The following is an 8530-nucleotide window of genomic DNA, read 5'->3' on the forward strand; positions in this document are numbered from 1 at the left end:
GGGCGGGGGAGGGGCGTGTGGATCAGCCGCCGGCGCAGGTGGTGCCGTTGAGCGTGAAGGAGGACGGTGCCCCGTTCTGCTCCTGGCGGTTGCCGAGGAAGCCGATGGTGGTCGACGCGCCCGGTGCCAGTCGGCTGTTCCAGGAGGCGCCGGTGACGCTCACCTGCGACCCGGACTGGGTGTGCGAGCCGTTCCACAGCTGGGTGATGGTCTGGCCGTGCGGGAAGCTCCAGCGCAGCTCCCAGTTCTCCACGGCGGTGTCAGCGGTGTTGGTGACGGTCACCTCGCCCTGGAAGCCGCCGGGCCACTCGCCGGTGACGGCGTAGGCGACGGTGCAGTCGGCGTCGGGGTCCACGCCACCGGTGCCCCCGTCGTCACCCCCGGTGCCGCCGTTGTCGCCCGGGCCGCCGGTGGTCCCGCCGGTGCCCCCGTCGTTGCCCCGCTCGCCGGTCTCGCCGACGATGATGCCGCGACCGTTGGTGCCGATGTAGACCCGGCCCGCCACCCGGGGGTCGCCGGTGATGGCGCCACCGGTCCAGGCCCACTGGTGGTCGTCGTCGTTGATCCGGGTCCAGGTGGCCCCGACGTCGTCGGACCGGTAGATGCCGCGCACCCCGTCCACCACGGCGCTGCTGTACAGCGCGTGGTAGTCGGTGCCCTCGGCACCGCGACCGAAGCCGATGTTGTCGGCCTTCTCCAACGACTGGATCCGGGTCAGGCTCCGCCCGCCGTCGGTGGAGCGCCACAAACCGTGGGCGCTTGCGTCGTCACCGCCCGCCAACCAGACGTCGCCGGGCGCGCCGGGGGCCGCCTCCAGACGGATGTTGCCCTCGGTCGGCAGGCCGCCGGTCGCTCCGGCGGCGAAGGTCGCCCCGCCGTCGGCGCTGATGTACAGGGTGCCGTCGTGGAAGCCGTAGAACCGCTGCGGGTCGACCCGGTCCGAGGCGATCGTGGCACCCTGCGGGATGCCCTGCGAGCGGGTCCAGGAGCTGCCGAAGGTGGTGGTGAGGTGGACCGGTTCGTTGGCCGGGCTCCACAGGAAGCGGCTGCCGTCGGCCGCCGCCGCGGCGGTGCCGCCGTTGGCCGAGCCGGGCACGGTCCCGGCGAACCAGTTGGCCCCGCCGTCGGTGGAGAAGCCCACCGTGGCCTGGCTGCTGTCCCCGACGTGCTCACCGACCCGGATCACGTTGTTCGGGCTCAGCCCGGCGAAGTCCACGCTGGTGGTGGTGCCGATGAAGGGGGAAGCGTACATCATCGACGGGACCGCGTCGATGTCGGTGTGCCGGAAGCCGCCGATGTCACCGAGGGCGCTCAACAGATGGGCGTCGCCGGTGGGCGGGCTGGCCAGGTCCTTGACCGAGGTCTCCTCGAGCCCCTTGATCACGGGCCGGATGGTGAAGCGGGTGCCCTCGTCCCAGTTGGTCAGCTCGGTGGTGCCGTAGATCGTCGCCCCGGTGCCGTACAGCATCCGGTCCGGGTCGTGCGGGTCGATCTCCATGCCCTCGGTCATCCACCCGAGCTTGGGGGAGTCCTCCTCCGCCGTGGGCTGGTTGCCGAAGGTCAGCCACGGCACCGAGGAGTGGTCCAGGGTGAAACGACGGTCCCGCTCGGGGTAGCCGGCCCAGTCCCAGATGGGCGACCAGTCGTCGCCGCCGTTGGTGCTGCGGAAGATCTGGGTGTCCGGCCACCAGGAGCTGTAACCGGTGACCATCACCGTGCCGGGGTTCTGCCGGTCCACCGTCAGGCCGCTGAAGCCGTACTCCGCGTCACCGGGTCGGTGGGGGGTGATGTCGGTCCATTCGCCCGAGGCGGTGTCCAGTCGCCACACCTCGCCGTCGCCGCCGGCGTAGGGGCCGGGGTTGTCGCTGGTGGCTATGTAGAGGTCACCGGTCTCCTCGTCCAGCACACCCTTGTGGGGCAGGAAGCCGGTGGGTTGACCGGCGACCGCCTGCCAGGTGGCGCCCGCGTCGGTGGAGCGGTAGACGCTCTCCTCCTCGTCGGCGACGCCCACGTAGACGGTCCCGGTCGGGCTGCCGGGGGAGCCGGTGTCGGGATCGAAGGTGACCCACACGACCCCGATCTCGTCGTTCTCGTATCCCCACGGGTCGTCGGGGTTGAGGACGTAGTCACCCGGGTTGGGGAAGGAGGTGACCTCGGTCCAGGTGGCCCCGGAGTCGGTGCTGCGCCACAGTCCCTCGCCGCTGGGGGCGCCCAGGTAGAGGATCCGGTTGTCGTTGGGGTCGATCGCCAGCCGCTCGCCCATGCCGCGCCCCGGCATGTTGCCACCGAGCTTGAAGGGCAGCGGGACGGTGTCCCAGCTCTCCCCGCGGTCGGTGGAGCGCATGATGGCGCCGTTGTTGGGGTCCCAGTCGTTGGTGTAGGTGCCCACCGCGACGTAGACCCGATCGGGATCCACGGGGTCCGTCGCCAGGGAGGCGACACCGGTGTACCCCCAGTCCTCCCAACCGACGGAGTCCAGCAGCGGGATCCACTCCTGGCCCGCCTCGTTCCAACGGTAGGCGCCGCCGATGTCGGTGCGGGCGTAGAGCAGGTTCGGCTCGGTGCGGTTGAAGATCACCGAGGGGACGAAGCCGCCGCCGTCGATGCGCACGTTTCGCCAGTCGTAGTCCTCGGCCGAGGCGGCGGCGGTCGTGCCGGCCGCCGGCTCCTGTTGGGCCGAGGCGGTGCCGAGCAATCCGGCGGCGAGGGCGGTACCGGCGATTACCGCCGTCGCCGTTCTCCATCCGCGCACGCGGGCACTCCTCTCCATGGGGTCTCCAAGGGTCCGCCGTCCGGGGACGGCAAAGGGGGGTGGACGGGGAGGGGAAACAGAAGTGGGAGCGCTCCCGGGTGGTGCGTGTCGGTGATGTTAACTGTCGAACGTTGTTCGCATAAGGGTGTGTCAGATGCGCTTCCGGGGGTTCGTGCGGGATGTTTTCCGGGGTTGTGCGGTGAAGAGCGTGATTCGCCCGGATGGTTCACCACAGGGCTTTCGGTGGTGAATCACCCCGTTTGTCGGAGGGCTTCGACGTATCGTCGGTGCGGGACGGGATCGCCCCGGCGGCCTCCCGTCCGCCACCGGTTCCGCGCCGGTGCCCCGTCGCCGACCGTCCGCATCCGGGAGTAACGCTCATGCCACCGATCAACCGCCGCACCCTGGGGGTCGCCGCGGCCGGCACCCTGGTCGGTACCCTCGCCCTGCACGGAGCCTCCGCCGCCTCGCGTTCCGGGGAGGGAGCGGCCCGGGCCGCGGATGACGCCCCTCGCGCCGGCGGGCGGACCGCCGCCCCCGGTGAACTGCGCGGAATGTGGATCGCGACCGTGGACCGCATCGACTGGCCGGCGGCCGACTCGGATGCCGACCGGGCCCGGGCCGACCTGCTGGCCCTCCTCGACGAAGCGGTCCGGCTGCGGCTGAACACGATCTTCCTGCAGGTGCGCCCCTCGGCGGACGCCCTGTGGCCCTCCCCCTTCGAGCCCTGGTCGCAGTGGCTGACCGGCACCCAGGGGCGGGATCCCGGCTGGAACCCCCTGGAATTCGCCGTGGGTGAGGCGCACGACCGGGGTCTGGCCCTCCACGCCTGGTGCAACCCCTACCGGGTCGCCCTGCACGATGACCCCTCCCGGCTGGCGAGCGACCACCCGGTGCGCCGCAACCCCGACTGGGCGATCGCCCACGGAGGACGGCTCTACTACGACCCGGGTCTGCCCGAGGTGCGGCGCTTCGCCGCCGACGCCATGCTGCACGCGGTGGAGACCCACGACGTGGACGGCCTGCACTGGGACGACTACTTCTACCCCTATCCCGTTCCCGGTGAGGAGTTCGCCGACGACGTGAGCTTCGCCCGGCACGGCGGAGGGTCGTCCCGCGCCGACTGGCGGCGGAACAACATCGACCTGCTCGTTCGCGAGACCGCCGAGCGCATCCGTGCCTCCCGCCCCGACGCGCTGTTCGGGGTCAGCCCCTTCGGAGTGTGGCGCAACCGCTCCACCGACCCGGAGGGTTCGGCGACCTCCGCCCTGCAGACCTACGACGACCTGTACGCCGACACCCGGCGCTGGGTGCGCGAGGGCTGGTTGGACTATGTCCTGCCCCAGCTCTACTGGCACATCGGACACGCGCCGGCCGACTACGCCGAACTGGTCCGCTGGTGGGCGCGGACGGTGGAGGGCACCGGGGTCGCGCTGTGGATCGGCGAGGCCGTCTACAAGGTGGGGGACCCGCAGCAGCCGGAGCCCTGGAGGGATCCGGCCGAACTCTCCCGACACCTCGATTTCTGCCGGGATCACCCGGCGGTGGGCGGCCACGCCTACTTCTCGGCCTCCCGGGTGGTCGCGGACCCGCTCGGGGCCATGGAGTTGTTGGCGACCGAACACCACCGCGAGCCCGTCGACCCGCCGCGCGCCGATCCGTCCGCCCGGCGCTGAGGGATTTCACGATCGGGGCCCGGGGGGCGAACGCCGGGGACCGGGAGTCGGGCTCCCGGTCCCCGGCGTTCGCGCGGGGTCAGCGACGGGCGTTGTCGCGGTGTTCCACCACCGAATCCGGACCGGGGGAGATCACCGTTTCGTGGCCGTCCTCGCTCCGTACCCGGTAGGGCGGTCCGCCGTCGTGTCCCAGTACCTCGACGATCTCGCTCACCCGGTCGGGCCGGCCCACGACACGGCCGTGGGTGACCACCCGGTCGCCGGTGCGTGCCTGCATGGGGGCACCTCCTTGTCGTCCCCGTGATCATTCGTTCGGTCCCGCCGACGGCTCCCGTCCCCTCCGCCGTCGGGTCCGGTGGCCGAGCGGGTGCGCCTCACTCCGTTCCGACCGCTCGAATCCACCGATGGATTCATTTTATTCGGTTTCATCGAATTCCTCCCGGTTGTGGTCCCCCGGAGGGGATGGAGGGTCGGGTCGTGGCGATGCGAATCGCGCTCGGCGCGTCGGCGGCGGGAATCCGCCGGAAAACCCGATGCGTCGATTCCGGGGAGCCCGGCAGGCCACCGCAGGTGCGTGACGGCTGCGAGATCTCGACGGATCCGGTGCGGCCGGACACGGAGCGAATTCACCGATGGCTTTCCCCCGCACCCGGCGGGTGTTGGGGCGAAGCCGGAAAAAGCGGGGAGTGGCCATCGTGGGTTCTCTCAACTCGGCCTTTTGCCGGATGACTTCGGGTGACCGGATGGGGTGGGCCCGGGTGGTCACCGACCGGGTGGTCACCGACCGGGCGGACTTCGCCCGGCCGTACGACGTGCACCTCGACCCGACCGGGCGCGGACACGGGCCCGGGGCGGAATTCCTCGGCGCGGTCCGCGATCAACCCGACGGACGGGGCCCGAAAAGGATCATGCTCGCCATCCGTGACGCCCATGGCCCGTACGCACGGTTGGTTTTTCGCGACCTCGATCACCCGGATCGGTCGATGATCTTCGGGTCGGGGTGATCGGGGAACAACCTCCTGTGAAAATTCCCGATGAATTGTTCGGCGACCATGGCGCACCCATTCACCTGCTCGTACGATCACCGCATGTTGGTCACCCTGATCGCCGCGGCCCGGGGAACGGGCCTTCTGGACACGCGATTCGGTGACGACCGCCCGCTGGACGCGGTGGGGTGGCACGCGGTCGAGCGCGCCCTGCCCGCTCTCGCCCCGCTGGCCGCCGCCGAACTGCGCTACTGCTCGCCGAGCCCCTGCGCGCGTCAGACGGGGGACGTCCTCGGTCTCGCGCCGCTGGCCCAACCGGCCCTGCGGGACTGTGACATGGGTCGGTGGCACGGCATGACCCTCCAGGAGGTCACGCTGCGGGAGCCGGCCGCGGTCAACGCCTGGCTGACCGACCCGCGCACCGCGCCGCACGGGGGTGAGCCGCTGGTCTCCTTCGTCGGCCGGGTCGGGGGGTGGCTGGACACGCGCCCCGAGGTCGCCGACGGCCGGGTGGTGGCCGTCACCGAGCCCTCGGTCATCCGGGCCGCCATGCTCTACGCGCTCAAGGCCCCGCCCCACGCCTACTGGCGCACCGAGGTCCACCCCCTGTCGGTGATCAGCTTCAGCGGTGGTGGGGGTCACTGGAACCTGCGCCTGGGATGAGGCCGGTACCCGGCGGGGCCCCGTCGATGGGGGCCCGCCCACGGGATATCTTGATGTCGAGCAATGTTGCAGACGTGGAGCGGAGCACCCGGTGACTGACTCGACCATCATCTACACGCACACCGACGAGGCCCCTGCCCTGGCGACGTATTCCTTCCTGCCGGTGATCGAGGCGTACGCCTCCACCGCCGGGGTCGCCGTGGAGACCCGGGACATCTCCCTGTCGGGGCGCATCATCGCGGCCTTCCCCGAGTACCTGGAGGAGAGTCGACGCATCGACGACGCCCTCGCCGAGCTGGGCGAACTGGCGAAGACCCCCGGTGCCAACATCATCAAGCTGCCGAACATCTCCGCCTCGATTCCGCAGCTGAAGGCCGCCATCGCCGAACTCCGGGAGCAGGGCTACACCCTTCCGGACTACCCGGACGAGCCCTCGACCGACGAGGAGCGCGAGATCCGCGCCCGTTACGACAAGGTCAAGGGCAGCGCCGTCAACCCGGTGCTGCGCGAGGGCAACTCCGACCGTCGTGCCCCCGCCTCGGTGAAGAACTACGCGAAGACCCACCCCCACCGCATGGGCGCCTGGTCCGCCGACTCGAGGACCAACGTCGCGCACATGACCGCCGACGACTTCCGTTCCACCGAGAAGTCCGCGGTGGTCCCCGCCGCCGGCTCCCTGCGGATCGAACTCGCCGGTGACGACGGCACCACCACCGTCCTGCGCGAGTCGGTACCGGTGGAGGAGGGCGAGGTCGTCGACGCCGCCGTCATGCGCGTCGCGGCCCTGCGCGAGTTCCTGGCCTCCCAGGTCGCCCGGGCCAAGGCCGAGGGCGTGCTGTTCTCGGTGCACCTGAAGGCCACCATGATGAAGGTCTCCGACCCGATCATCTTCGGCCACGTGGTCCGGGCCTTCTTCCCCCGCACCTTCGCCGAGCACGGCGAGGCGCTGGCCGCCGCCGGCCTCACCCCCAACGACGGGCTGGGCGGCATCCTCAAGGGGCTGGAGGGCCTGCCCGACGGCGAGGCGATCAAGGCGTCCTTCGAGGCGGAGCTGGCCGCGGGCCCGGAGCTCGCGATGGTCGACTCCGACCGCGGCATCACCAACCTGCACGTCCCCAGCGACGTCATCGTGGACGCCTCCATGCCGGCCATGATCCGCACCTCCGGCCACATGTGGGGCCCCGACGGGCAGGAGGCCGACACCCTCGCCGTCATCCCCGACAGCAGCTACGCCGGCATCTACCAGGTCGTCATCGACGACTGCCGCGCCAACGGCGCCTTCGACCCGGCCACCATGGGCTCGGTGCCCAACGTGGGTCTGATGGCCCGCAAGGCCGAGGAGTACGGCAGCCACGACAAGACCTTCGAGATCCCCACCACCGGTACCGTGCGGGTCCTGGACGGCGAGGGCGCCGTGCTGATGGAGCACGCCGTGGGGGCCGGGGACATCTGGCGCATGTGCCAGACCAAGGACATCGCCGTCCGTGACTGGGTCAAGCTCGCCGTCACCCGCGCCCGCGCCACCGGCGCCCCGGCCGTCTTCTGGCTGGACGAGGGTCGCGCGCACGACGCCAACCTGATCGAGAAGGTCCGCGCGTACCTGCCCGAGCACGACACCGAGGGCCTGACCCTGGAGATCATGGCCCCGGTCGACGCCACCGCCTTCTCCCTGGAGCGCATCCGCCGGGGCGAGAACACCATCTCGGTCACCGGCAACGTGCTGCGCGACTACCTCACCGACCTGTTCCCCATCCTGGAGCTGGGCACCAGCGCCAAGATGCTCTCGGTGGTCCCGCTGATCAACGGTGGCGGCCTCTTCGAGACCGGCGCCGGCGGCTCCGCCCCCAAGCACGTCCAGCAGTTGGTCAAGGAGAACTACCTGCGCTGGGACAGCCTCGGTGAGTTCCTCGCCCTGGCCGTGAGCTTCGAGCACCTGGCCAACACCACCGGCAACGCCGGCGCCAAGGTGCTGGCCGAGACCCTGGACCGCGCCACCGGCACCTTCCTCAACGAGGACAGGTCCCCCAGCCGCCGCCTGGGCGGCATCGACAACCGCGGCAGCCACTTCTACCTCGCCCTGTACTGGGCGCAGGAGTTGGCGGGGCAGACCGACGACGCGCGCCTTGCCGAGGCGTTCGCCCCGGTCGCGGAGACCCTGGCCGCGCAGGAGGCCACCATCGTCGAGGAGCTGGCCTCGGTGCAGGGCTCCCCGGCGGAGATCGGCGGCTACTACCGTCCCGACCCGGCACTGGCCGCGGCCGTGATGCGTCCGTCGAAGACCTTCAACCAGGCCCTGGCGATGTTGGGTTGACACCGCCCCCGGGCAACCGGGTGAGGGGCGCCGGGGACGGCGGGCAACCGCCTCCCCGGCGCCCCTCACCCGTGCCCGCCCCCTCTTCCCGCCGGTGTCACGACTCCCGGGCCCCGGCCGGTGGACGGGGAGGGAGCCATCG

At 71.2% G+C, this 8530-nt stretch carries 6 protein-coding genes; 4 read left to right on the forward strand and 2 right to left on the reverse strand.

Going from position 1 to position 8530, the window contains the following annotated elements; translation table 11 throughout:
* Positions 1-22: 22 nt before the first annotated feature.
* Entirely contained in the window at positions 23-2752 is a 2730-nt protein-coding gene (locus FNQ90_RS06170) for a cellulose binding domain-containing protein (protein WP_407699314.1), read from the reverse strand.
* Positions 2753-3132: 380 nt separating this feature from the next.
* Here FNQ90_RS06170 and FNQ90_RS06175 point away from each other — a divergent pair, with 380 nt between their 5' ends.
* Complete coding sequence (locus tag FNQ90_RS06175) at positions 3133-4428, forward strand: glycoside hydrolase family 10 protein (protein ID WP_182605336.1); 1296 nt, start codon at positions 3133-3135, stop codon at positions 4426-4428.
* A 79-nt stretch (positions 4429-4507) separates the two neighbouring features.
* On the opposite strand, the gene FNQ90_RS06180 is transcribed toward FNQ90_RS06175, so the two are convergent.
* A complete protein-coding gene (locus tag FNQ90_RS06180) occupies positions 4508-4705 on the reverse strand; it encodes a DUF1918 domain-containing protein (RefSeq protein ID WP_143618896.1) in 198 nt (65 codons plus the stop codon).
* Between the two features lie 466 nt (positions 4706-5171).
* Between FNQ90_RS06180 and FNQ90_RS26835 the strand changes: the two genes are divergently transcribed.
* The 3 genes from FNQ90_RS26835 (at position 5172) to FNQ90_RS06195 (ending at position 8388) form a co-directional block, all read left to right on the forward strand.
* Complete coding sequence (locus FNQ90_RS26835; RefSeq protein WP_194432287.1) at positions 5172-5432, forward strand: hypothetical protein; 261 nt, start codon at positions 5172-5174, stop codon at positions 5430-5432.
* A 48-nt stretch (positions 5433-5480) separates the two neighbouring features.
* Entirely contained in the window at positions 5481-6077 is a 597-nt protein-coding gene (locus FNQ90_RS06190) for a histidine phosphatase family protein (protein WP_228470908.1), read from the forward strand.
* Positions 6078-6168: 91 nt separating this feature from the next.
* Positions 6169-8388 (forward strand): NADP-dependent isocitrate dehydrogenase, encoded by a 2220-nt coding sequence (locus tag FNQ90_RS06195; protein ID WP_182605337.1) that lies wholly within the window; start codon positions 6169-6171, stop codon positions 8386-8388.
* Positions 8389-8530 lie beyond the last annotated feature (142 nt).

It is taken from the genome of Streptomyces alkaliphilus (assembly GCF_014141535.1).
In the GTDB taxonomy this organism is placed as follows: Bacteria; Actinomycetota; Actinomycetes; order Streptomycetales; family Streptomycetaceae; genus Streptomyces; species Streptomyces alkaliphilus.